The following is a 22,852-nucleotide window of genomic DNA, read 5'->3' on the forward strand; positions in this document are numbered from 1 at the left end:
CCCCAGAACTAGTCGGCGCGACGCGGTCCCGCCGGGACCGGTTTGCCATTGGCGCGGCCGGGCGCGGCGGTGGCCGGCTCGGACTCGGGCCGCAACTCATAGGCCGGGATGTCGACGCCCGGAGGCGCGATCAGCCGGCTGACCACGGCGTGCCGCACATGGGCGGGCAGGCTGGGCGCGAACTTCTTGACGTAAGCCGTCATCCATTCCGGCCGCGCCAGCAGGAACGGGAAATCGGTGGTCATCATGGTCCGCACCACCAGCATCGGGATCGGCGAATCCAGCGGATGGAAGTCCTTGTTCCACAAGCCGGGCTGATCGCAGCCGGGATAGAACTGGCCGAGCATGGCGCCGTGCTCGACGAAGCCGGTCTTGAGTTCCGCGTGCAGCTCATCGATGAGCGTGTAGTCCGTCAGGTCGGGCAGCACGGTGATCAGGGTGCGCAGCACCGCCGCCCCGCCTTCGGTCGGCGGCAGCTCCGGAAACAACTCGAGCGCGTCGGCGAGTACCCGCCGCACGAACGCGGGTTTCGGCCGTGCCCCCTGGACCTGGCCGATCCACATCAGGTCGCGCCGGATGGCGGGCCCGACATACGGGCAGACCGGCCCGTCCCGGCCGAGCGCGGGCGTGTGCCCGGTCAGATGATCTTCGGCCCACCCGCGGACAATATCCATCGTCGTTCTCGTGAATGGGCACGATATTTCGTTCCTGGACAGCGGGATCCAATTCATCCCCGACCGCGGTCCGATAACGATCTTGGCCATGCGTCACCTCGTCACGTTACGAAGTCGAGTATCCACCCTTCCGACGCCTATTCACAGCCATTATCCGTCCCTAATTCTGGGGGCAAGTGGCTTCGCAAATTCGCTGATCCGAATCTGTAACGCACGCGCCGATATTTTCGAAATACTCAAAAGTGCCAGGTGACAGGCCATCTCGCCGTCAAGGTCATTTTCTGCCGCATTCCCGAATCGCACACGGGTTTACCGCGCCGCCGATGCGGTAAGCCATTGTCTTCGCGCTTCTCTCGAAGGACACGAACGAAGAACTTATCGGCATCGAAAATATTGCGCTCGAGCAACATTCGGGATCCGGGCACAAAAAAGCCGGGTGGCCCGAGACGAAATCGCCTCGGGCCACCCGGCCGGAAAGCCGGTTTGCTCAGCCGCGCAGCAGCGCGCGCGACATGACGACGCGCTGGATCTGGTTGGTGCCCTCGTAGATCTGGGTGATCTTCGCGTCGCGCATCATGCGCTCCACCGGGAAGTCGGTGGTGTAGCCGGCGCCGCCGAACAGCTGCACCGCGTTGGTGGTGACCTCCATGGCCACATCGGAGGCGAAGCACTTGGCGGCCGCGGAGATGAAGCCGAGGTTCTTCTCGCCACGCTCGGCGCGGGCGGCCGAGGTGTAGACCATCAGGCGGGCGGCCTCGATCTTCATGGCCATGTCGGCCAGCATGAACTCGGTGTTCTGGAAGCTGGCGATGGTCTTGCCGAACTGCTTGCGGTCCTTGGTGTAAGCGATCGCGGCGTCCAGGGCGCCCTGCGCGAGGCCGACGGCCTGCGCGCCGATGGTCGGGCGGGTGTGGTCCAGGGTCTGCAGCGCGGTCTTGAAGCCGGTGCCCGGCTCGCCGATGATGCGGTCGCCCGGGATCTTGCAGTTCTCGAAGTACAGCTCGGCGGTCGGGGAACCCTTGATGCCCAGCTTGTGCTCGAGCGGGCCGACGACGAAGCCCTCGTCGTCCTTGTGCACCATGAACGCGGAGATGCCGTTGGCGCCCTTGTCGGCGTCGGAGACGGCCATGACGGTGTACCAATCGGACTTGCCGCCGTTGGTGATCCAGCACTTGGAGCCGTTGAGGATCCAGCCCTCACCGTCCTGCTTGGCGCGGGTGCGCATGGAGGCGGCGTCGGAGCCGGCCTCGCGCTCGGACAGCGCGTAGGAGGCCATCTTGCCGTCGACGAGATCGGCGAGAACCTTGGCCTTCAGCTCTTCGGAGCCGTTGAGGATCAGGCCCATGGTGCCGAGCTTGTTGACCGCCGGGATCAGCGAGGAGGAACCGCAGACGCGGGCGACCTCTTCGATCACGATGCAGGTGGCGACGGAGTCGGCGCCCTGGCCGCCGTAGGCTTCGGGCACGTGCACGGCGTTGAAGCCGGCCGCGTTCAGCGCGGTCAGCGCCTCCTCCGGGAAGCGGGCATTACCGTCGACGTCCTTGGCGTGCGGGGCGATTTCCTTCTCCGACAGGCCGCGGATGGCCCCGCGCAGTTCGTCGTGGAAGTCCTCGAGCTTGAACAGGTCGAAATCCGGGTTTCCCGCCATGGGGGCACACTCCTGGCTGTGTCGTGAATCCGATGTCGGCACTGAGTGCCACATTGGGTTCGAGTATACGCCTTTGCTTCGGCGCTACGTGCAGATACTCCGTGGCACCGAGTGTCACTTCACACGTTTATTCGGTTTCCAGCGTACTCAGCTTGCGGGCGACAAGATCGGCTATCTGCCGGGACGACATGTCCCGCGGAAAGACCGCGACCACCAGTTCGTCGGCGGTACGCGCGGCACCCGGGCCACGCGGAATCGCCGCCAGCTCCACCCGCAAATCCGCGGCCCCGGCATCGGACTCCCCGCGCACCATCCGCCGCAGCAGATAGTTGTGCGTCGCCGTCACCGCCGCCGTGAACTGCACCCGCGCCAGATCCGGCGCCTCCGGCAGCCGCTCGCGCAGATAGTCGGTGAACAGCCGCTCGTAGCGGAACACCGTCACGATCTCGCGCTCCCGCAACGCCGGCACCCGCCGCACCACCCGATACCGCCGGGCCGCGATCTCGCGCCACTGCGTGAAACGCTCGAACACCCCCACCACCGCCGCGCACACCGCATCCCACGGATCCCCTTGCGCCGCAGCCAAATCCGCCGCCGCCCGAGCCAACTGCGACTCGTGATCAGCGAAGATCACATCCTCTTTCGACCGGAACTGCCGGAAAAACGTCCGCCGGCTGATCCCCGCCGCCTCCGCGATCTCGTCGACCGTCGTCGCCTCATACCCCTTCTCGGCGAACAACCGCAGCGCCTGATCCACCACCGCCAGCCGGAACTGCGCGGCCTCCTCACCACGCTCTCGCACCGTCTCCTCAGTCGCCACAGCTCGAGCGTAGCGAGCGCCCCGGGCGTGTCCGCCCAACACAACTCGTTGCCCCGGAAAACTCGCTTCGTTTATTGCGATTATTTCGTATAATTCGAATAACAGCCGACCGAGCCGAGGAGTCCGCGATGACCATGCATATGACCGAACGTGCTGATCCAGGCGAAATCGAACCCGAGATCGCCGCCCGCGCGGTACAGGGGCTCGAGAACTACCTCAGGCAACACCCGGACGAGCAGAACATCGAAGTCACCGTCGCGACCGACAAACCAGAACCGTTGGTCCTGCCCCGCGAGGTAGTGAGTCTGCTGGCGTTCATCCTCACCCAGGCCGCCGCGGGCAACGGCGTGTCGATCGTTCCCTCGCATGCCGAACTCACCACCCAGCAGGCCGCCGACATGCTCAACGTCTCCCGCCCGTACCTGATCGGCCTGCTCGAAGCAGGCGAGATTCCCTTCCGGTTGGTCGGACGCCATCGCCGGGTTCGCTACAACGATATGAAGGAATACAAGCGCCGAAGTGATGCCGAGACCCTAGCTGCCGCTGACGAACTCACGGCCCTCGGCCAAGAACTGGGGGGCATCTGAGCATGCCGCCCATCGTGGTCTACGACGCGAATGTTCTTTACGGCAACACAATGCGGGATCTGTTGATCCGACTTGCGAGAACCGGTGTGGTTCAAGGTAAGTGGACGAACCTGATACTGGACGAGATGCTGCGAGCAAGGGCCGTGAACCACCCGGAAGTTCCGTCCGCGAAGCTGCGACGATTGCGGCAGCTGATGATTGTCGGGGTAAAGAATTGCCTGGTCGAGGACTTCGAACCGTTGATCGACGGCCTGGAATTACCCGACCCCGACGACAGGCATGTACTCGCCGCCGCGATCAAGTGCCGGGCACAGCTCATCGTCACGTCCAACCTCTCCGACTTCCCCGCCAAACAACTCGCAGCGTGGAATCTCGAAGCCAAGAGCCCCGACGACTTTCTACTCGATCAGATCGATCGTCACGACTGGGTAGTGCGGGCGTGTATCCAGCAGATCGCGAACTCGCGGATCAACCCACCGGAAACCGTCGATGTTGTGCTCGACTACCTCGAACGCGCCGGTTTGGTGGAATCCGCCGCCGCGCTCCGGAGTAGCGGCTAGCCCAGGAGTTTGGCGCGCAGGGCCTGGTCCTTCTCGATGACCATCTTCTCCAAACCCGCTTGGAACTGCTCCATGCGGGTGCGGAGGGCTGGGTCGTGGGCGGCGAGGATGCGGACGGCGAGCAGGCCGGCGTTGCGGGCGCCGCCGATGGAGACGGTGGCGACGGGGACGCCGGCGGGCATCTGGACGATGGAGAGCAGGGAGTCCATGCCGTCGAGGTACTTCAGGGGGACGGGGACGCCGATGACCGGGAGCGGGGTGGCCGAGGCGACCATGCCGGGCAGGTGGGCGGCACCGCCCGCGCCGGCGATGATGACCTGGACGCCGCGACCGGCGGCCTCGCGGGCGTAGTCGAGCATGCGCTGCGGGGTGCGGTGCGCGGAAACCACGCCGACCTCGAAGCGAATACCGAACTCGGCCAGCGCTTCCGCGGCGGCCTCCATGGTGGGCCAGTCGGAGTCGCTGCCCATGATCAAGCCGACCTGCGGTCCAAGAGTGCTCACTGGTGGGGGTCCCATCCGTCGGTCCAAACCGCGTGCGACATCCAGTGCGCCGCCCGCTCTGCCTGCTCCCGCACCACCGCGACATCGTCGCCGAGCACGTTGACGTGCCCGATCTTGCGGTCCGGGCGTTCGCTCTTGCCGTACATGTGCACCTTCGCCTGCGGCAGCCGCGCGAACAGGTGATGCAGGCGCTCGTCCATCGACATCGTGGGCGCCTCGGGCGCGCCGAGAATGTTCGCCATCACGGTGACCGGCGCGAGCGGGCTGGTGTCGCCGAGCGGATAGTCCAGTACGGCGCGCAGATGCTGCTCGAACTGACCGGTCCGGGCGCCGTCCATGCCCCAGTGGCCGGAGTTGTGCGGGCGCATCGCCAGCTCGTTGATCAGCAGTTCGCCGTCGTGGGTTTCGAACAGCTCCACGGCCATCGCGCCGACCACGCCGAGCTCCTTGGCCAGGCTCAGCGCCAGCGACTCCGCGCGCAGCTCCAGGTCCTCGGACAGGCCGGGCGCGGGCGCGATGACGACCGCGCACTGACCGTTGCGCTGCACGGTCTCCACCACCGGCCAGGTCGCCGCCTGCCCGTACGGCGACCGCGCCACCATGGCCGACAACTCACGCTTCAGGTCGACCTTGGCCTCGGCCAGCAACTGCGCGCCACGCGCGAGCTGCTCGGTCACTATGGTCTCGGTTTCGACAGCGTCCGCGGGCATCCACACCCCGCGCCCGTCGTACCCGCCGCGCACCGCCTTCAGCACGAACGGCCAGCCGTGCTCGTCACCGAAGCGCACCGCATCCTGCACCGTGTTCACCTCGGCGAAGGCGGGCACCGGCAGACCGAGCCCGGACAGCTTGATCCGCATGGCCAGCTTGTCCTGGGCGAACACCAGCGCCGACGGCGGCGGCTGCACGTTCACGCCCTCGGCGACCAGCGCTTCGAGGTGCTCGGTGGGCACACCCTCGTGATCGAAGGTGAGCGCGTGCGACCCGGTCGCGGCCTTGCGCAGCGCGGCCAGGTCGGTGTGGCTGCCCAGCACGACCTCGGGGCTGACCTGCGCGGCGGGATCGTCGGGATGCTCGGCGAGCACGCGGAGCCGCTGGCCGAGCGCGATCGCGGCCTGATGTGTCATCCGAGCGAGCTGACCGCCACCGACCATGGTGACGGTGGGCATAGCAGATTGATCGGAGAATCGTGCGGGAGTCACGTCATAGGATCTTGTCATGTAGGGGATGAATGATCGCTACCGGTACACTCGATCCTTGTGTCATTCGTCGACGGCGTGGTCAACGTTCTCCCCAGACCCCTGGCGGAGATCGCTTTCCGCCACCACGAGCTGATCAAGTTCGCCATCGTCGGAGGCATCACCTTCGTCATCGACAGCGGCATCTTCTACTTCCTCAAGCTCACCGTGCTCACCGAAAAGCCGGTCACCGCCAAGATCATCTCCGGCGTCATCGCCGTGATCGCGTCCTACATCCTCAATCGCGAGTGGTCCTTCCGGAACCGCGGCGGGCGCGAACGCCACCATGAAGCGGCCCTGTTCTTCGCCGTCAGCGGTGTCGGCGTCGTCCTGAGCTTCCTGCCGCTCTGGGTCTCCAGCTACGTCTTCGACCTGCGCGTTCCCGCGGTCAGCCTGATGGTCGAGAACATCGCCGACTTCATCAGCGCCTTCATCATCGGCAACCTGCTGCAGATGGCGTTCCGTTTCTGGGCCATGCGGCGCTGGGTCTTCCCGGACGAGATGAACAACCTGGTCGAGGAACTCGAGGACGAGTTCCTGTTCGAGGAAGAGCAGCTCGGCCACAGCTAACGCGGCTCGGCGATCACCGCGTTCGAGGCGATCCGGGGTGCCGAAGCCCCCAGGAAGACCGCGAACAGCGCGGGCCGGCGCCGCTGCAATTCCAGTCGCCCGCCGTCCGCCTCGATGAGCGCCCGGGCCAGGGCCAGCCCCACTCCGGTCGACCCGCCGGCCGAGAATCCCCGATCGAAGATGTGCGGCGCCAGCTCGTCGCGCACGCCCTCGCCCTCGTCGGCGACCTCCACGCACACCAGCGGCTCACGCCTACCCGAGTCCTCGCCCGCCAGACCCGACGGCCGGACCGTGCGCACGGACACCGTGCAGGTCCCGCCGCCGTGCATCAGGGCGTTGTCGACCAGCACCGCGACCGCCTCGCGCAGCCGCTGCGCGGTGATCGGCGCGGTCAGGTTCTTGTCACCGGTGAGCACCAGCGTCCGGCCCGCCTCGCTGAACGGATGCCGCCACTCGGCGACGACGCCGCGCAGTTCGTCCATCACCGGGATCGGATCGCGGTCCGCGGCGTCCTCGTCGCGGGAAGCGCGCACCAGGTCGTCGATGGCCTCGGTGAGCCGGTCGACCTGGGCCATCGCCTCCTCGGCCTCGTGCACCACCTCGGGGTCGGTGTGCGTGGACAACTCGTCCAGGCGCAACCGCACCGCGGTGAGCCGGGACCGCAGCTGATGCGAGACGTCCGCGACCAGCGCGTGCTCGCGCTGCAACCGGCCGGCGATCTCCACGGTCGCGGAGTCGAGCACGTCGGAGACCCGATCCAGTTCGGCGATGCCGTGCCGGCGCGGGTCGGGCCGGAAATCGCCCATCGCCAATCGCGCGGCCCGCGCCGCCACGTCCCGCAGCGGATCGGCCACCCGGCGCGCGGTCACCACCGCGACCGCCACGGCGGCCCCCAGCGAGGCCAGCACGGCCAGCGCCACCGCCGCGACCGCCTGCCGCTGCTTGGCGTGCATCGGCGCGGCGGGCACCTCCAGGCGCAGCGACCCCGAGGTGCCCATGGCCAGGGACTCCATCAGCGGGTCCTCGACCTCGTCGGCCCCGATGTCGATGCGCGAGGCGCTGTCCTGCGGGGTCGGGTAGACGATCGTGAGCTTGCCCTCCTTGGGCACCAGCGGGCGCACGGTGCGGATATCGAGCCCGCCGCGCACCAGGCCGTCGGCCTGCTCCTGCGCGATCACCTCGACCGCGATCCGGTCCAGCCGGCCGCGCAGGTCGGTGCGGGTGATGTCCTCCACCCACAGCCACGCGGTGTAGGTCAGCGGCACCCCGAGCACCACCGTGGTGATGGTCAGCACGGTCAGCATCGACCGCAGGATTCGACGCCGCACGTCAGTCGGTGTTCAGACGGAATCCGACACCGCGCACGGTGACGATGCGCCGCTCCGCCATCGGCCCCTCGTCGCCGATCTTGCGACGCAGCCAGGACATGTGCATATCCAAGGTCTTGGAGCCGCGCAGTTCCGCGTCACCCCACACCTCGCGCAGGATGGTCTCGCGCGGCACCACCTGACCGGCCCGGTCGATGAGCACCTTCAGCAGCTCGTATTCCTTGTTGGCCAAACCGATTTCGGCGCCGTTGACCAGCACCCGGCGCGCGGCCGGCTCCAGCCGGATCCCGCCCACCTCGACCGCCTCGTCCCCGATTCCGCTGCGGCGCAACAGGGCTCGCACCCGGGCCAGCAGTTCGGCGAGCCGGAACGGCTTCCCGACGTAGTCGTCGGCGCCGGCGTCCAGCCCGACGACGAAATCCACCTCGTCGGTGCGCGCGGTGAGCATCAGCACCGCGAGATCGGCGCCGCGGGCGCGCACCTGGCGGCACACCTCGAGCCCGTCCATGCCGGGCAGGCCGAGATCGAGAATGAGCAGATCGTGGCCGCCCTCCAGCGCGCGGCGCAGCACGTTGGGGCCGAAGCTCTCGACAGTGACCGAGTACCCCTCACGTCCCAGTGCACGGGAAAGCGGTGCGGCGATGGCCTCGTCGTCCTCGGCCAGCAGTACGGCGGTCATGGGACTAGGTTACGGTCCCCACTGCCCGTGGCTCGTGTGGCGCTCCTCATCGAAGACCTGGTGATAGAGCAGATTGTGCACCTGCTGAACCTGCGGGATGTCGTCGAACTCCAGCGGCTCCTCCGAGGAGGACCCGATGATCAGGGTGCCGGTGCCCAGCAACCGGTCGAACAGCCCGTGCCGGAACTGCACGCTCGAGATGCGGCTCATCGGAATGTCGATGCCGGAGTGCGTGAGCACACCCTGGCGCACCAGCACGCGGCGCTGCGTCACCAGGAAGTGCGTCGACCTCCAGCGCAGGATCGGCGCGACCGTGCGCCACGCCAGAATCGCGACCCACAGTACGAAGATCACCAGCAGCGCGACCGTGCGCGCGGAGCCCTCGGCCTTCCGGGAGGCAAGTCCCCCAACGAATCCGGCGAGTGCCGTGGCGACGACGAGCGTCACGATGGGCCAGAACAGCATCTTCCAATGCGGATGCCGGTGCAGGATAAGCCGCTCGTCCGGGGCCAGCGCCTCCTCAGGGGAACCCATGGTCGAACCCTACCGCTCGAAGATGCCAGAATGCCTGACACCGAGCCCGGCGTGCTGCACAATCGTCAGCCTGCGTGGGTCGATCTCATTCGCATCGGCAAGTTATCGCACTTCTTTGGCTCTAGTTCTGTCTTAGCTCTGTCCTGCTTCGTAAAGCCATGCTCGACAACGACCGTGGAGGCGTGTGTGACCAGGGACCTGACCCAGCTGGAAATCCTGACCGAATTGGAACCGGTCGCCGAGGAAAACCTGAACCGGCACCTGTCGATGACCAAGGACTGGCATCCGCACGACTACGTCCCGTGGGACCAGGGCCGCAACTTCGCCGCCATGGGCGGAATCGATTGGGACCCCGAACAATCCCAGCTCAGCGAGGTCGCCAAGGCGGCCATGATCACCAACCTGCTGACCGAGGACAACCTGCCCTCCTACCACCGCGAGATCGCCGAGCACTTCGGCAACGGTGGCGCCTGGCGCACCTGGGTCGGCCGCTGGACCGCCGAGGAGAACCGGCACGGCATCGTGATGCGCGACTACCTGGTCGTGACCCGTGGCGTGGATCCGGTCGCGCTGGAGAACGCGCGCATGGTGCACATGACCAACGGCGTGCACTCCCCGGACAACTGGGGCGGCTTCCTGGTCAACGTCGCCTATGTGACCTTCCAGGAACTGGCCACCCGCGTCAGCCACCGCAACACCGGGCGCGCCTGCGACGACCCGATCGCGGACCGCATGCTGCAGCGCATCGCCGCCGACGAGAACCTGCACATGATCTTCTACCGCAACCTGTGCTCGGCCGGTCTGGACCTGGTGCCGGACCAGGCCATGGAGGCGATCTCGCTGATCCTGCAGCACTTCGTCATGCCCGGATACGGCATGCCCAACTTCCGGCGCAACGGCGTGCTGATGGCCAAGCACGGCATCTACGACCTGCGCCAGCACCTCGAGGAAGTGGTGCAGCCGGTGCTGAAGAAGTGGGACGTCTTCGAGCGCACCGACTTCGGCCCGCGCGGCGAGCAAGCGCGCGACGACCTGGCCGTGTTCCTGGAGAAGCTGGCCGGCGACGTGATCAAGTTCGAGGAGCAACGCGACCGCATGCTCGCCCGCGAGGCGTCCCGCGGCCTGCTGCCTGTCTCCTGAGACTCAGTACTCCGCGCGCAGGTGGGTGACGTCGCCCGCCGAGACGGCCCGGTCGCCGATCACCAGGCGGCCGTGGTCGTCGATGCCGGCGGCCACGCCGGTCAGCACCTCACCGCCGGGCAGCTCGGCCCGGACCTCGGCGCCGATGGTGGCGCAGCGCGCGCGGTAGGCCTCGATCAGGCCGGTGGTGTCCCAGCCCGCGGCGCGCCAGTCGGCGAAGCGCCGGGCGAATTCGGTGAGCAGCGACCGCACCAGAACCGTGCGATCGAGTTCGGCCGCACCGGCCAGCAGCAGCGAAGTCGCGTGCGGCACCGGCAGTTCGGTCTCGGTGAGGCTGACATTGATGCCGACGCCGACCACCACGACCGGCTCGCCGCCGCCGGTGGCCACCTCGGCCAGGATCCCCGACACCTTGCGGCCGCCGATCAGCACATCGTTGGGCCACTTCAGGTTCGCGTCCACGCCCGCGGTCGCGCGCAACGCGTCCACCACCACGACACCGGTCAGCAACGGCAGCCAGCCGAGCACCTCCGGCGCGATGCCCCGCAATCGCACCAGCACCGACATCGAGATCTGTGCCCGCGGCGGGCTGACCCAGGCGCGCGCGTGCCGCCCCCGCCCGGCCTCCTGCGCCTCGGCGAGCAGCACCGACTGATCGATACCGGGCTCGCCCGCGCGCGCGATCAGATCGGCGTTGGTCGATCCCGTCGACTCCACTACCTCGAGCTGAGAGAAGAAGGACAGCTCCGGCGTCTCGGCGAGCGCGCGGCGCAGCCGCTCGACATCCAGGGGCGGGCGCTGCACGGAATCCACGGAAGGCGTCTGCACAACCGGCAACGCTACTCGTGCTACCGGACGACCAGGAACTTTGCTCTTTTGATAGGCCGAGAACATGATCTAGCTGCGCTTTTTATACTCGCGGGTAGCAGCACTCCGGTTACGGAGGACGGCTGTCACTGGTTACACTCCGGACCCATGACGAGTGTCCAGCAGCAGTCCGCGCAAGAACCGGCGGACTCCCCCGATATCCACACCACCGCCGGGAAGCTGGCCGACCTGCGGAATCGTCTGGACGAAGCCAAGCACCCGATGGGTGAGGCCGCGGTCGACAAGGTGCACGCCAAGGGCAAAATGACCGCCCGCGAACGCATCCTGGCGCTGCTCGACGAGGGTTCCTTCGTCGAACTCGACGCACTGGCCCGTCATCGCAGCGTGAACTTCGGCCTGGAGAGCAACCGTCCGCTCGGCGACGGCGTGGTCACCGGCTACGGCACCATCGACGGCCGCGACGTCTGCATCTTCAGCCAGGACGTCACCGTCTTCGGCGGCAGCCTCGGCGAGGTCTACGGCGAGAAGATCGTCAAGGTGATGGACCTGGCCATCAAGACCGGCCGTCCGCTCGTCGGCATCAACGAGGGCGCCGGCGCGCGCATCCAGGAGGGCGTCGTCTCGCTCGGCCTCTACGGCGAGATCTTCCACCGCAACATCCAGGCCTCCGGCGTGATCCCGCAGATCTCGCTGATCATGGGGCCGGCCGCGGGCGGGCACGTCTACTCCCCCGCGCTCACCGACTTCGTCGTCATGGTCGATGGCACCTCGCAGATGTTCGTCACCGGCCCGGACGTGATCAAGACCGTCACCGGCGAAGACGTCACCATGGAGGACCTGGGCGGCGCGCACACCCACATGACGAAATCCGGTGTGGCGCACTACGTCGCCTCCGGCGAGCAGGACGCCCTGGACTACGTCAAGGATCTGCTGTCCTACCTGCCGAGCAACAACCGCGCCGAAGCGCCGCGCTTCCCGGCCACCGATCCGATCGCCGGCGCCATCGAGGATTCGCTGACCGAAGAGGACCGCGAGCTCGACACCATCATCCCGGACTCGCCCAACCAGCCCTATGACATGCACGAGGTCATCCGCCGGCTGCTCGACGACGACGAGTTCCTCGAGGTGCAGGCCGAGCGCGCGATGAACATCATCATCGGCTTCGGCCGGGTCGACGGCCGCAGCGTCGGCATCGTCGCCAACCAGCCCACCCAGTTCGCGGGCTGCCTCGACATCGACGCCTCGGAGAAGGCCGCGCGCTTCGTGCGCACCTGCGACGCCTTCAACATCCCGATCATCACCCTGGTCGACGTGCCCGGCTTCCTGCCCGGCACCGGCCAGGAGTACAACGGCATCATCCGGCGCGGCGCCAAGCTGCTCTACGCCTACGGTGAGGCCACTGTGGGCAAAATCACGATCATCACCCGCAAGGCCTACGGCGGCGCGTACGACGTGATGGGCTCCAAGCACATGGGCGCCGACGTCAACCTGGCCTGGCCCACCGCGCAGATCGCCGTCATGGGCGCTTCCGGCGCAGTCGGATTCGTGTATCGCAAGCAGCTCTCCGAGGCCGCCAAGAACGGCGGTGACGTGGACGCCCTGCGCCTCGAGTTGCAGAATGAGTACGAAGACACCTTGGTGAACCCGTACGTCGCCGCCGAACGCGGTTACGTCGACGCGGTGATCCCGCCCTCGCACACGCGCGGTCAGATCGTGTCGGCGCTGCGGTTGCTGGAACGCAAGATGGTGACCCTGCCGCCGAAGAAGCACGGCAACATCCCGCTGTAGTAACGCGATACAGATTTCGCGATACGCCTGCGAGAAGCTACAGAGAGGATCTGGCACTGTGACGACTGTGGCAGAAGAAGATGTGTTGACCGCCGTCGAGTTGGACCTCACCGTCGAACCGATCGCGGACGAGGCCGAGGTGGTCGTCGCCGAGGTCCCGGGCGCGACCGAACAGCCGCTGTTCCGCGTCGTGAAGGGTGCGCCGACCGATGCCGAGCTCGCGGCACTGGTCTGCGTGCTCACCGCGGCCGCCAACGGTGGCGGGCCGGCCGACTCCGGGCCGCAGGATCTGTGGGGCCGTCCCACTCTGCTGCACCGTGGAACGTCGCCGTTCTCTCCTTACGCCTATCCGCAACTGTCACACCTGCGTTGAGCGAGCTGCAGCTCGTACTAGGTTCCGCGTCACCCGCACGCCGGGAAGTGCTCCGCGCCGCGGGCATAGACCCGATCGTGCGGGTTTCCGACGTCGATGAGGATGCCGTCGCCGCCGCATTGCCCGCCGACTCGGCTCCCGAAGTCGTGGTCGTGGAACTGGCGCGCGCGAAAGCCGAGTCGGTGGCCGCTGCCGCCGATATCCCCGCGAATTGCGTTCTCGTCGGCTGTGATTCGATGCTGCTCGTCGACGGCGTCCTGCAGGGCAAGCCGCACACCCCGGAGGTCGCGCGGGCTCGCTGGGCCGACATGGCCGGGCGCAGCGCCGATCTGCTGACCGGGCACTGCGTGCTGCGGATCGAGGACGGCGCGATCACCGCCGTCGCGGTCGATTGCAGCGCCACCACCGTGCATTTCGCCAAGCCGGAGCCCGCCGAACTCGACGCCTACATCGCCACCGGCGAACCGTTGCAGGTCGCGGGCGCGTTCACCCTCGACGGCATGGGCGGCTGGTTCGTGGACCGGATCGAAGGCGATCCGTCCAGCGTCATCGGGATCGGATTACCACTGCTGCGCCGACTGCTTGGCGACATTGGGGTCTCCGTTGCGCAGCTGTGGAGCCACCCGGCTCGCTGACGGCGCCGCCAGCGTCGGTTCCTCGGCCCCGCCGTCGGCCCCGACGGCCACCGGCGTCGCCTCACGGCGCGCGAGCAGCTCCAGCCGGGCCACACACAGTTCCGGCTCCACGAACGGCAGCAGCCGGGCGCCGATCGCGCCCCGGCCGCCGTTGCGGTCCAGCACTTCCTCGATCAAGCCCAGGTGCACGCCGCACACCACCTCGGAGTGCGTCCGGGCCAGATCGCGCAGCGGGCAGGCCGTCATGCGGATCAGCACCTGATCCTCGGCCTCGGCGGCCGGATCCCGTTCCGGGGCGAAGCCGAGCTCCGAGAGCAAGGTCATGGTGACGTCTTTGGCGTCCTCCAGGGAATCCACCCGATGGTCGCCGGCGTCGAGCTTGGCGCCCCAGGCCCGGCCCGCGGTGATCGCGGCCTCGGAGCGGCGGCGCGGGTCGTTGCCGAGCTGGTCGGCCAGCACCTGGGCCAGCTCCTGGTAGCCCACCGAGCTCTGCACGGCGCTGTAGCCGATGCGGGGGCGGCCCCGGCCGCGCGGCGGTTGCTGGAACTGGCGGACCAGGGATTCCTTGGTGAGCACATCCAGGTGGAAACGGACGGTGGTGACGTGCTGTCCGGTGATTCTGGCCAGTTCCTGAGCATCGAGAGGCTCACTGGCGCCACGTAGGATCGCGAGCAGTCGCCGTCGCGGCCACGAATCGGACATAGCTCACCCCTCCTCCCGGGAGACTTTATCGGATGTGGGTGCGATTTATTCGCCCATTCAGCCGATTTGTGATCTGAAACGAGATTCACCTACACGACACACTTACCATCGTTATGCAGCACGAAACGTCGAAACCGCCGCCTACCTCGCATGAAGGACCCACATCGTGCCCGTCGCCCCGGACTCCGCGCCCAACCTCGCAAGTTACGCACATCCTCACCGACTAGTAACCACAGAGTGGCTGTCGGCAAACATCGGCGCGCCGGGCCTGAAGATCATCGAGTCGAACGAAGACGTGCTGCTGTATGACATCGGTCACGTTCCCGGCGCGATCAAGATCGACTGGCGAGGCGACCTGAGCGATCCGGTCACCCGCGACTACATCGACGGCGACCGATTCACCGAGCTGATGCGCGCCAAGGGAATCCAGCGCGACGATACCGTGGTGCTCTACGGCGACCGGGACAACGCGCAGGCGGCGCACACACTCTGGCTGTTCACGCTGTTCGGCCACGCGGACGTGCGCCTGCTCGACGGCGGCCGCGCGGCCTGGCTGTCCGAGGAGCGCGACACCACCTTCGATGTGACCTATCCGGTGCGCAGCGACTACCCCGAGGTGCAGCGCGAGGACAGCCTCGCGCGCGCCTTCCGCGACGACGTGCTCGCGCACCTGGGCCCGCCGGCCGCCGGGCGGTTCGCGCGCAAGGGCCTGCTCGACGTGCGCGCCCCGGCCGAATACGCCGGCGAGGCCGCGCCGAAACCGGACAGCCCCGAGGCCGCCGCACTGCGCGACGGCCACATCCCCACCGCGCGCAATATCGAATGGACCCGGGCCATCGGCGCCGGCGGGCGGTTCCGCTCGCGCGCCGAACTCGGCGAGATCTACGACGGCCTGGCCGATTCCGACGATCTCATCGTCTACAGCCGGGTCGGCGAGCGCTCCAGCCTGAGCTGGTTCGTCCTCACCTACCTGCTGGGATTCGGCACCGTGCGCAACTACGACGGGTCCTGGGCGGAGTGGGGGAACTCGGTCCGGATGCCCATCGCCAAAGGGGCCGAACCGGGCGAGGTTCCGGCCGCGCCGAAGGCCATCGCCAAGCGCCGGTAGGCGGCTGCGGCCTCCTACGGGGCCTCATACCTGATGCGCTGGTGTGATGTGCGACCTACTGTCGAGTAGGGCTATCCGAGTTCGGGATCTATTGGCAGACTGCCTACACTCGCCCGAGACGTAAGTTGTCGACACACGGGAGCGGAAAGCCTGCGCAGCGACCCATCCCCGCGAAGCGACCAAAGATTGCAAACCAGGAGGCTCAGTGCCCAGCCATGCCAGCGCGCGAATCACGAAGGTACTCGTAGCTAATCGAGGCGAGATCGCCGTGCGCGTGATCCGGGCGGCCAAGGATGCCGGCATCGGTAGCGTCGCGGTCTACGCGGAACCCGATGCCGATGCCCCCTTCGTGAAGCTCGCCGATGAAGCCTTCGCCCTGGGTGGCCAGACTTCGGCCGAGTCGTACCTCGTGTTCGACAAGATCCTCGACGCCGCCGCCAAGTCCGGCGCCGACGCCATCCACCCCGGCTACGGATTCCTCTCCGAGAACGCCGAGTTCGCCCAGGCTGTCATCGACGCCGGGCTGATCTGGATCGGCCCGTCCCCGCAGTCCATCCGCGACCTGGGCGACAAGGTCACCGCCCGCCACATCGCCGAGCGCGCCAGCGCGCCGATGGCCGCGGGCACCAAGGACCCGGTCAAGAACGCCGACGAGGTCGTCGCGTTCGCCAAGGAATACGGCGTGCCGGTCGCGATCAAGGCCGCCTTCGGCGGCGGTGGCCGCGGCATGAAGGTCGCGCACACCATCGAGGAGATCCCCGAGCTGTTCGAGTCCGCCACCCGCGAGGCGATCGCCGCCTTCGGCCGCGGCGAATGCTTCGTCGAGCAGTACCTGGACAAGGCCCGCCACGTCGAGGCGCAGGTCATCGCCGACAAGCACGGCAACGTCGTGGTCGCGGGCACCCGCGACTGCTCGCTGCAGCGCCGCTTCCAGAAGCTGGTCGAGGAAGCCCCCGCCCCGTTCCTGTCCGACGACGTGCGGTCCAAGATCCACGCCTCGGCCAAGGCCATCTGCAAGGAAGCCGGTTACTACGGCGCCGGCACCGTGGAGTACCTGGTGCAGGGCGAGACCGTCTCCTTCCTCGAGGTGAACACCCGCCTGCAGGTCGAGCACCCGGTCACCGAGGAGACCGCGGGCATCGACCTGGTGCGCCAGCAGTTCCGCATCGCCGAGGGCCACGAGCTCTCGATCAAGGAAGACCCGACCCCGCGCGGCCACTCCTTCGAGTTCCGCATCAACGGTGAGGACGCCGGCCGCGGCTTCCTGCCCGCCCCCGGCCCGGTCTCGGTGTACAAGGAGCCGACCGGCCCCGGCGTGCGCGTGGACTCCGGCGTGGTGCAGGGCAGCGTGATCGGCGGCCAGTTCGACTCCATGCTGGCCAAGCTGATCGTCACCGGCGAGAACCGCGACCAGGCCCTCGAGCGGGCCCGCCGCGCGCTGGCCGAGTTCGAGGTCGACGGCCTGGCCACGGTCATCCCGTTCCACCGGGCCATCGTCTCCGATCCCGCGTTCATCGGCGACGGCGAGAAGTTCGACGTCTACACCAAGTGGATCGAGAACGAGTGGGTCAACAGCGTCGAGCCGTTCACCCCGGGTGCGGTCGCCGAGGACGAGGACGAGGATCTGCCCCGGCAGAAGGTCGTCGTCGAGGTCGGTGGGCGCCGCGTCGAGGTGTCGCTGCCCGGTAACTTCACCGTCGGTGGCGGCGGTGGCGCGGCCAACGGCGCCGGCGCGATCCGCAAGAAGCCCAAGCCGCGCAAGCGGGGCGGCGCGGGCGCCGGTGCGGCCTCCGGTGACGCGGTCACCGCGCCCATGCAGGGCACCGTGGTCAAGGTCGCCGTCGAAGAGGGCCAGTCCGTCGAGGCGGGCGATCTGATCGTGGTGCTCGAGGCCATGAAGATGGAGAACCCGGTCAACGCGCACAAGGCGGGCGTGGTTACCGGCCTGTCCGTGGCGGCGGGTGCCGCGATCACGCAGGGCACGGTCCTCGCGGAGATCAAGTAGCGATCCAGTTCTAACCGCGAAGCGGGCGTGGGCGACATCGTCCGCGCCCGCTTCGCGTTCGCCGCCCCCGAGCCCGCCGCTGCGTCCTGTCGTATGGTGGTCGGGTGACCAGCTCTAATGTTGCCGAGGTGATCCGAGGGCGCAGTGCCTCGGGTAGTCGCGCGGACGGGAACCGGCTGGTACTCGTCATCGAAGGCGGCGGCAGTCGCGGCGTCTACGCGGGCGGCATGGTGTGCGCCCTGGAGGAGCTCGGACTGGGCGGCATCTTCGACGGGGTGTACGGCACCTCGGCCGGTGCGCTCAACGGCGCCTGGTTCCTCAGCGGCCGGGTGGTGCCCGGCATGCGAACCTGGACCGACCCTGCCATCCTGCGGCGCACCGTCGACTCGGCACGGATGCTGCGCGGACGGCGCGCGTTCGACCTGCACTTCCTGGTCGACCAGGTCTACGACGGGATCGAGCCGATGGACTTCCCGGCGATCCTGGCCAACCCCACCACCTTCCACCCCGTCGCCACCGACATCCGCTCCGGTCTCGCGGTGGACCTGCACCCGTTCATCTCCGACAAACTCACCCTCCAGACCGCGCTCCGCGCCTCGGCCGGCCTGCCGATCCTGGCCGGTCCGCCCGTCCCGCTGGCCGATTCGCACTACCTCGACGGCGGTATCGCCGAGTCGGTGCCGATCCGCCTCGCCGTACGCGACGGCGCGACCCACGCCCTGGTACTCCGCACCCGCCGCGTCGACGAGCACCGCCCGTCCACCCCGCGACTACACCAGGTCGTCGGCGGCAGCTACCTCCGTCTGCGGGCCCCCGGCGCCTACCGCGCCTGGATCACCCGCCCCGACCAGCAGTCCGTCGAAGACGAATTCCTCGCCGGCCTCGGCTCCTCCGCTCTGCAAATCCACCCACCCGCCGGCTCCCCCGACATAGCCAGCGCCTCCCGCGACACAGATCTGCTCACCGCCGCCCTGGAGATCGGGCGTCACGCGGTGCTGGATGCGCTCAGTGAGACGGTGCGCGCCGCCTGACGGTCTCTGCTCCCTGACTGCCAGAGCCTCGCCACCTCACCCGCCCCATCGAACGGGCGATTTCGCTTGCGCCGCTGTGCAGTCGCGGGTCCGAGGACCGGCTGGTTCAGCCGAGGGTGACCGAGACGCCGCCGGAGAAGGGGGAGTCGTGCAGGGCCAGATGGGTCGGGGTGGTGGAGCGGGGGACGTCGAAGACGACGCGGCCCGTGGTGGTTTCGCCCGCTTCGAGCTTGATCGTGTTGCGGTGGGTGCCGTTGCCCTGGAGGAAGGTGGCGAGGAGGTGGGGGTCGAGTTCGGTGCCGTCGGTGCAGACCAGTTTCTGGCCGAACGGAGTGAACCACTTCGGTTCGTCGGAGATGTTGCGCACGGTCAGGGTGACGATCACGAAGGAACCGGCGGCGGTTTGCGTGCCGACCCTGCGGACCCCGGATTCGACGTCGGTGACCGCGAATTCGAACTTGCCGTCGCGCACGGCGGTGCCCGCGGGCGCGGTGTCCGGCTCAGGGCGTGACTCCGGTTCCGGTGTCGGCTCGGAGATCGCGGGCGGGTTGGCGACGGTCGCGCCGCTCCCCCCGGAGTTGTTGCCGCTGGTGATCAGCGCGAAACAGCCCGCGGCAAAGGCGAAGGGCGCGAGGAAGATCACCACCAGCGCCCCGATGGTCTTGCGAAGCACGCCGCCCTTCTTTTTGCGCCGGCGGACCGGCCGCGGCGGCACCACCGGAGCACCCGGCCCCCGTGACGGCCACATCTGCCCACGCCCACGCAGCGCCGCGGACCGTGCCGAGGGTGCGGGCCGGACCGCGGACTGCCCTGGTTTCGCCAGCCGCCCCGGCTGCTGCGGAGCCCACAGCGCGGGCGTCCCCACCAGCGGCGACGGCCCCACAAGCGTGGGCCGAGCCACCAGCGCGGACGGCCCGGACCGGACCTGCTGCGCGGCCCCAGCCGAACGGGAAGACGGAGCCGCGACAGCCTTGCGCCGCAGATACCACCGCCGCCCCTTCCCTGCCGCCGACTGGGCTTCCGCCTCGCCGCCAGGCAGGTGAGCCCGCGTCAGCGCTGGGCCGACGGCGGGCAACGCCTTGGTCGACGGCTTGCCCCGCTGCGCAACTCGCTCACCTGCCACAGCTGCGGCATTGCCGCCGGCAGGCGCAGCACTGGCGGCGGGAATGGGATTGACCCGCGACGGCGCCCGGTTGGCCTGCGCGACGCGCTCACCCGGAACGGACCGGGCAGGCGGGCGGTCCTGTCCCCGCGGCGGGCTGGGGTGTGCCGGTCGGGGCGGGCTCGATGTAGGCACCTGCCGCACGATGGTCTCCCGCTTGGTCGGGGGCAGACCCGGTGTGGGGAGCACCTTTGTCGGGTGTGGGCCGCGGTGGCTGTCGGGATCCAGTGCGGCGGACGCGGCGGCGGCGAACTCGCCGGCGGCGGCGTAGCGGTCGGCGGGGTCCTTGGCCATGCCCTTGGCGATGACGACATCGAGCAGCGCCGGGATCGCCGGGTTGGACAGCGCGATGCGCGGCGGGGGCGCCATTAGGTGTGCGTGCATCTGCTGGGCCGCGTCGGTGTCGCCGAACGGGCGGGTGCCGGTGAGGCATTCGTAGAGCACACAGGCCAGCGAGTAGACATCCGAGCGGGCGTCCGCGGCGCCCGTGAAACGCTCCGGGGCCATGTAGGCCAGGGTGCCGATGGCCATGCCGGTGGCGGTGACCGAGCTCGCGCCCTGGCTGCGGGCGAGGCCGAAGTCGATGAGGTAGGCGAAATCGTCCGGCAGCACCAGGATGTTGGACGGCTTGATGTCGCGGTGCACCAGGCCGATCCGGTGCGCGGTGTCCAGCGCGGACGCGATCTGGCCGACGATATCGATCGCCGTGCGCACCGGCAGCGGACCGTGAGCCAGCCGCCCGGCCAGGTCGACGCCGTCGATGAACGCCATCTCGATGAACAGGCGCCCGTCGATCGCGCCGTGCGCGTGGATCGGCACGATGTGCGGATCACTGAGGGCGGTGGCCAGTTCGGCCTCGCGGGTGAATCGGACGCGATATCCGGCGTCCCTGGCATGTTCCGCGGCAAGGAGTTTCAGGGCGACGTGGTGGCCGGTGCCGGTGGCGGCGAGCCACACCTCGCCCATGCCGCCCTTGCCGAGCAGCCGTTCCAGCCGGTAGGGGCCGAATCGAACAGCGCCCATGCGCCAAACCTCCCGTGCTCGCTACAGCCGGTCCGGCGGCCCGCCCGGCCTCCTTCGGAGCGTAACCCCGGTAGGTCACAACGAATAGCACAAACAGTTGTGACCTGGCCGACGCCCTATTTCCGCGGTTTCGGCTTGCCGTTGCCGTTCCCGTTGTTGCCGTGCCCGTTGCCGTGGCCGCTATTGTCGGGCTTGATCTCGATCGGCTTGCCGTTGTTCGTCGACTCCACCAGGGTGGGCACCAGCGACCAGATCGCGATCTTGCCCCCGATCTCACTGCAGGACAGCGGAATCCCCTCGGCCGAGATGCCCTGGGTGTCGAACGCCGGATCGCACGGCTGACCGATGGCCGGTACCACCGGCGCGGTCGACCGCGGCAGCGGCGACGGCGTGGACGACAGCGTGACCACCGGCTCCGAATATCGCATCGGAGCACGCACGGTGGTCGGCGCGGACCAGGGCGCGGCCCCCATCGGCGCGGGCTCGCGCACCGGCGGAAGCTCGGAAGAGGTTGCCGCAGAGCTTGTTTCAGCGACTTCATCGGGCTGTTCGGACGACCAGAGCACCGCACCCGCAGCCACCAGCAGCGCCACCGTCACACCGGCCAGCAGCCACTCCCGTCCAACCCGGCGCGGCCCCGGTACTTGCCCGGTCGAGTCAGAAGGTCCGCTCGACTTCGATCGCCTGCCCGAACCCGGAAGTACGCTCGAACCCGAAGGCTCCAACGATTCCAAGAGTTCCAGCGATTCCGGAGACTCCCCCACTTTCGGAAAATCCCCCGCTTCCGGAGGATCACTCGGCGGAAGTTCACTCGGCGCAGTAGCGTCCCGCGGCCGCACCGCGATCCCCGCGGGCACATGCACATCCGTCGCCGGCGTGATCGGATCCGGCCAGGACAACCGCACCTCCTCCGGCACCCGCGAGGTCAGGAACGGCGCGACGACCGCCGCCAATGCCGTCGTCGTCTCCCCGGTATTCGCCCCGATCGCAGCCTGCGCGGCTCGCGCCAGTTCCCCCGCGCTGCTGAACCTTTCGTCCGGTTGCTTGGCCATCCCGCAGGCGATCACCGCGTCCAAAGCAGCGGGCACGGCGGGATTTCGGTCCGCGGCGCGCGGCGGCGGGGTGCGCAAATGCGCGTGCAACTGCTGCGCCGGATCGGTGTCACCGAACGGCCTTCGCGCGGTGAGACATTCGTAGAGCACACAGGCCAGCGCGTAGACATCACAGCCCGCGTCCCCGGTACCGGTGAACCGTTCCGGCGCCAGATAGGCCAGCGTGCCGATGACCCGCCCGGTGCCGGTGATGGCCGTCTGCCCGGAACGGTGCGCGGTACCGAAGTCGATCAGATAGGCGAACCCATCCCGGTTCACGACGACGTTGGAGGGTTTGACATCGCGGTGCACCAGCCCGGTCCGGTGCGCCGCGTCCAATGCCGCCGCGACCTGGGTGACCAATTCGACGGCCACCGCGGGCGTCATCGCCCCGTCGCAGGCCAGCAGCGTCGCCACATCCGCGCCCTCGATCAGCTCCATGTCGATGTAGAGCCGGTCGTCGATTTCGCCGAAGCGATGGATCGGCACCACGTGCGGATTGCGCAGGGCCGCGGCCGCGTGCGCCTCGCGCTCGAAACGCTGCCGGTAGTTCGCGTCGAAGCTGAGCTCGGGCGCCAAGATCTTCAGTGCGACAAGGCGTTCGGTCGCGGAGTCGTGGGCCAGCCAGACCTGTCCGGTGCCGCCCCGGCCCAGCGGGCGCTGCAATACGTACGGGCCGAAGGACATATCCCCCATGGCAGAGCTCCTCGCGCAAACTTCTCACCGAGGAGCTACCCGCTCGCTCACCGTCCACGCTTCCCGATTCGAATGTACCTACCCGGATTGCGGCATATCGGCGATTCCGCGGACCTGGTCGCGGCGGCG

The 22,852-nt window shown here is 68.3% G+C and carries 22 protein-coding genes; 10 read left to right on the forward strand and 12 right to left on the reverse strand.

The window, feature by feature from the left end; translation table 11 throughout:
- Positions 1-8 precede the first annotated feature (8 nt).
- The 3 genes from AB0H76_RS35860 to AB0H76_RS35870 form a co-directional block, all read right to left on the reverse strand.
- Positions 9-674 (reverse strand): DUF6875 domain-containing protein, encoded by a 666-nt coding sequence (locus AB0H76_RS35860; RefSeq protein WP_357331612.1) that lies wholly within the window; start codon positions 672-674, stop codon positions 9-11.
- A gap of 487 nt (positions 675-1,161) precedes the next feature.
- Positions 1,162-2,322, reverse strand: coding sequence for an acyl-CoA dehydrogenase family protein (locus tag AB0H76_RS35865; protein ID WP_357331614.1), 1,161 nt, complete (start codon positions 2,320-2,322; stop codon positions 1,162-1,164).
- 127 nt (positions 2,323-2,449) lie between these two features.
- Positions 2,450-3,142, reverse strand: a complete 693-nt coding sequence (locus AB0H76_RS35870) for a TetR family transcriptional regulator (RefSeq protein WP_357331616.1) — start codon at positions 3,140-3,142, stop codon at positions 2,450-2,452.
- Between the two features lie 128 nt (positions 3,143-3,270).
- On the opposite strand from AB0H76_RS35870, the gene AB0H76_RS35875 reads away from it, so the two are divergent.
- Together AB0H76_RS35875 and AB0H76_RS35880 are read left to right on the forward strand one after the other, a co-directional pair.
- Positions 3,271-3,729, forward strand: coding sequence for an excisionase family DNA-binding protein (locus AB0H76_RS35875; RefSeq protein WP_357331618.1), 459 nt, complete (start codon positions 3,271-3,273; stop codon positions 3,727-3,729).
- Positions 3,730-3,731: 2 nt separating this feature from the next.
- Positions 3,732-4,289 (forward strand): PIN domain-containing protein, encoded by a 558-nt coding sequence (locus AB0H76_RS35880; protein ID WP_357331620.1) that lies wholly within the window; start codon positions 3,732-3,734, stop codon positions 4,287-4,289.
- Here the strand turns inward: AB0H76_RS35880 and purE are convergent.
- Complete coding sequence (gene purE, locus AB0H76_RS35885; protein WP_357331622.1) at positions 4,286-4,792, reverse strand: 5-(carboxyamino)imidazole ribonucleotide mutase; 507 nt, start codon at positions 4,790-4,792, stop codon at positions 4,286-4,288. The two genes, AB0H76_RS35880 and purE, sit on opposite strands and share 4 nt — an antisense overlap.
- Positions 4,789-6,012 (reverse strand): 5-(carboxyamino)imidazole ribonucleotide synthase, encoded by a 1,224-nt coding sequence (locus tag AB0H76_RS35890; protein WP_357331624.1) that lies wholly within the window; start codon positions 6,010-6,012, stop codon positions 4,789-4,791. The genes purE and AB0H76_RS35890 overlap by 4 nt, the downstream gene beginning before the upstream one ends.
- 39 nt (positions 6,013-6,051) lie before the next feature.
- Between AB0H76_RS35890 and AB0H76_RS35895 the strand changes: the two genes are divergently transcribed.
- Positions 6,052-6,600, forward strand: coding sequence for a GtrA family protein (locus tag AB0H76_RS35895; protein ID WP_357331626.1), 549 nt, complete (start codon positions 6,052-6,054; stop codon positions 6,598-6,600).
- Here AB0H76_RS35895 and AB0H76_RS35900 read toward each other — a convergent pair.
- The 3 genes from AB0H76_RS35900 to AB0H76_RS35910 are packed head-to-tail and all read right to left on the reverse strand — an operon-like array spanning position 6,597 to position 9,141.
- Positions 6,597-7,928 carry a HAMP domain-containing sensor histidine kinase gene (locus AB0H76_RS35900; protein ID WP_357331628.1) on the reverse strand — a complete coding sequence of 444 codons (1,332 nt, stop codon included), beginning with the start codon at positions 7,926-7,928 and terminating at the stop codon, positions 6,597-6,599. The two genes, AB0H76_RS35895 and AB0H76_RS35900, sit on opposite strands and share 4 nt — an antisense overlap.
- 1 nt (position 7,929) lies before the next feature.
- Positions 7,930-8,607: a response regulator transcription factor gene (locus AB0H76_RS35905; RefSeq protein WP_357331630.1), complete on the reverse strand. Its 678-nt coding sequence runs from the start codon at positions 8,605-8,607 to the stop codon at positions 7,930-7,932.
- A gap of 9 nt (positions 8,608-8,616) precedes the next feature.
- Positions 8,617-9,141, reverse strand: coding sequence for a PH domain-containing protein (locus tag AB0H76_RS35910; RefSeq protein WP_357331632.1), 525 nt, complete (start codon positions 9,139-9,141; stop codon positions 8,617-8,619).
- A 186-nt stretch (positions 9,142-9,327) separates the two neighbouring features.
- On the opposite strand from AB0H76_RS35910, the gene AB0H76_RS35915 reads away from it, so the two are divergent.
- Positions 9,328-10,281, forward strand: coding sequence for an acyl-ACP desaturase (locus AB0H76_RS35915; RefSeq protein ID WP_357331634.1), 954 nt, complete (start codon positions 9,328-9,330; stop codon positions 10,279-10,281).
- Between the two features lie 3 nt (positions 10,282-10,284).
- Here AB0H76_RS35915 and AB0H76_RS35920 read toward each other — a convergent pair whose 3' ends face one another.
- Entirely contained in the window at positions 10,285-11,109 is an 825-nt protein-coding gene (locus AB0H76_RS35920) for a biotin--[acetyl-CoA-carboxylase] ligase (protein WP_357331636.1), read from the reverse strand.
- Between the two features lie 147 nt (positions 11,110-11,256).
- Here AB0H76_RS35920 and AB0H76_RS35925 point away from each other — a divergent pair, with 147 nt between their 5' ends.
- From AB0H76_RS35925 to AB0H76_RS35935, 3 genes are read left to right on the forward strand one after another with little or no spacing between them, the layout of a single operon-like run.
- Positions 11,257-12,897, forward strand: coding sequence for an acyl-CoA carboxylase subunit beta (locus AB0H76_RS35925; protein WP_357331638.1), 1,641 nt, complete (start codon positions 11,257-11,259; stop codon positions 12,895-12,897).
- Between the two features lie 58 nt (positions 12,898-12,955).
- On the forward strand, positions 12,956-13,270 hold the full coding sequence (locus AB0H76_RS35930; RefSeq protein ID WP_357331640.1) for an acyl-CoA carboxylase subunit epsilon: 315 nt from the start codon (positions 12,956-12,958) through the stop codon (positions 13,268-13,270).
- 5 nt (positions 13,271-13,275) lie between these two features.
- Positions 13,276-13,905 carry a nucleoside triphosphate pyrophosphatase gene (locus AB0H76_RS35935; RefSeq protein WP_357332206.1) on the forward strand — a complete coding sequence of 210 codons (630 nt, stop codon included), beginning with the start codon at positions 13,276-13,278 and terminating at the stop codon, positions 13,903-13,905.
- Here AB0H76_RS35935 and AB0H76_RS35940 read toward each other — a convergent pair.
- Positions 13,831-14,607, reverse strand: coding sequence for a transcriptional regulator (locus AB0H76_RS35940; RefSeq protein ID WP_357331642.1), 777 nt, complete (start codon positions 14,605-14,607; stop codon positions 13,831-13,833). The two genes, AB0H76_RS35935 and AB0H76_RS35940, sit on opposite strands and share 75 nt — an antisense overlap.
- A 166-nt stretch (positions 14,608-14,773) precedes the next feature.
- Here AB0H76_RS35940 and AB0H76_RS35945 point away from each other — a divergent pair, with 166 nt between their 5' ends.
- From AB0H76_RS35945 to AB0H76_RS35955, 3 genes are all read left to right on the forward strand, one after another.
- The gene (locus tag AB0H76_RS35945) at positions 14,774-15,715 is read left to right on the forward strand and encodes a sulfurtransferase (protein ID WP_357331644.1); all 942 of its coding nucleotides are present in this window, start codon (positions 14,774-14,776) and stop codon (positions 15,713-15,715) included.
- A 205-nt stretch (positions 15,716-15,920) separates the two neighbouring features.
- Complete coding sequence (locus AB0H76_RS35950; RefSeq protein WP_357331645.1) at positions 15,921-17,720, forward strand: acetyl/propionyl/methylcrotonyl-CoA carboxylase subunit alpha; 1,800 nt, start codon at positions 15,921-15,923, stop codon at positions 17,718-17,720.
- Positions 17,721-17,824: 104 nt separating this feature from the next.
- A complete protein-coding gene (locus AB0H76_RS35955; RefSeq protein ID WP_357331647.1) occupies positions 17,825-18,751 on the forward strand; it encodes a patatin family protein in 927 nt (308 codons plus the stop codon).
- Between the two features lie 106 nt (positions 18,752-18,857).
- On the opposite strand, the gene AB0H76_RS35960 is transcribed toward AB0H76_RS35955, so the two are convergent.
- Both AB0H76_RS35960 and AB0H76_RS35965 read right to left on the reverse strand, forming a co-directional pair.
- Positions 18,858-20,936 (reverse strand): protein kinase, encoded by a 2,079-nt coding sequence (locus tag AB0H76_RS35960; protein ID WP_357331649.1) that lies wholly within the window; start codon positions 20,934-20,936, stop codon positions 18,858-18,860.
- Positions 20,937-21,052: 116 nt separating this feature from the next.
- Positions 21,053-22,723 (reverse strand): protein kinase, encoded by a 1,671-nt coding sequence (locus AB0H76_RS35965; protein ID WP_357331651.1) that lies wholly within the window; start codon positions 22,721-22,723, stop codon positions 21,053-21,055.
- Positions 22,724-22,852: the final 129 nt, after the last annotated feature.

Source organism: Nocardia sp. NPDC050712 (assembly GCF_040654295.1).
Taxonomy (GTDB): domain Bacteria; phylum Actinomycetota; class Actinomycetes; order Mycobacteriales; family Mycobacteriaceae; genus Nocardia.